The following is a 1,387-nucleotide window of genomic DNA, read 5'->3' as shown; positions in this document are numbered from 1 at the left end:
TGGATTTGAGTCAATACCTCGGACACGATTTGTGAGAGTTTTTTCGAGATTCCGGCGGGCGATCGTCTCATCGTTTCGACCAGCCGTCAAACCAAAACCGTTTGACCGCTAATCAAAGCGATGAAGTTAAAGCCCTATGGAAATCTCGCCAAAAAAATGTGAGTGGCTGGCAAGGCCTAAACCTGTATAGTCAGCTCCTCCATTTGATTGGGTGTTAAATAATTAATACTGCTGTGGATTCGTTTACGATTGTAAAATCCCTCAATGTACCTAAACAAAGCGACATGAGCGACTTCATAATCTTCATAGACTTTTGACGGATACACTTCTTCCTTTTTGATCGATGCGTGGAACGACTCGATACCGGCATTATCATAGGGGCAACCTTTGCGGCTAAAGGAATGCCAGATATTCAAATTTTTCAGCTTTGCCTCATAGGCTTCGCTGGTGTATTGAGAACCCAGATCTGAGTGGATGATCAAGTTCTCTGAGGGAGTGTGGTTTAAAAGTGCCTGATCAATGGTCTCGATAACCAGTTCTTTGGTCATTTGCTTGCCAAACTTCCAACCAATGATTTTCTTTGTGTGGAGGTCTTGAATGGTGGAAAGGTAAGTCCAGCCGTCCTTTAGTGTATGAATGTAGGTGATATCTGTCACCCATTTTTGATTGATCGATGTCGTTGTGAAATCCTGATTTAACAAGTTTTTTCGTCCTTCAGATTGAACTTTTGTTTGCTTGCCTGGTTTATACTTTTTCAGGGTGATCGAACGTAAACCTAACTTTCGCATCAACTTTTGTACTCGTTTTAGAGATAAGGCTTCGCCACGAGAAACAAGGATCTTGTGGATTTTTGGTGCACCATAGATACCCTTGTTTTCAAAATAAATTCCTGAAATCAAGCGGTTGAGTCGTTCATTTTCTGATTGGCGTTTAGAAGGCTTCTTTTTTAGCCAGTCATAATAGCTGGATTTCGGTGTTTCTAAAACTGTACACATTTGCTTTACGTCATGAGTATAGGCATTTGATTGAATAAATTCGAAGACATCACTTGTTTTTACTTTTGAGCGAATATGGTTAAAGCCTTTTTTAAGATGGCATTTTCTTCCTTCATACGGGTCATTTCCTTTTTCATTGTAAGGATTTCTGCCTCGGTCATGCCAGTTTCTTCATTCTTCGTGTAAAGCTTTTTCCAGCGATAGATTGTCTGAGGTACTACACCATATTCCTCTGCCAGCTGCTCGGCGGATTGGCCGGACTGATATAAATCTAGGATCATCTTCTTAAAGTCTTCATCAAATTTTTTCTTGGCTTTTGCCATCTTCGGACACGTCCTTTTCTTAGTAGTTAGATTCTACCAAATCGTGTCCATGAAATCATCCTAACATCA

The 1,387-nt window shown here is 40.6% G+C and carries 1 protein-coding gene; it reads right to left on the bottom strand.

The annotated features are described in order from the left end of the window. Positions 1 to 176: 176 nt before the first annotated feature. Positions 177 to 1,318 (bottom strand): IS3 family transposase gene (locus AB5Z52_RS17065; RefSeq protein WP_368266321.1). Its coding sequence is split into 2 segments (ribosomal slippage): positions 177 to 1,093 and positions 1,093 to 1,318, totalling 1,143 coding nucleotides; the frame shifts between segments, so codons are not numbered across the junction. Positions 1,319 to 1,387: the final 69 nt, after the last annotated feature.

The organism is Enterococcus sp. RTP21361st1_A6_RTP21361_211029 (assembly GCF_040910045.1).
Lineage (GTDB): Bacteria > Bacillota > Bacilli > Lactobacillales > Enterococcaceae > Enterococcus_D > Enterococcus_D gallinarum.
This window is presented reverse-complemented; position numbering and strand designations above follow the sequence as displayed.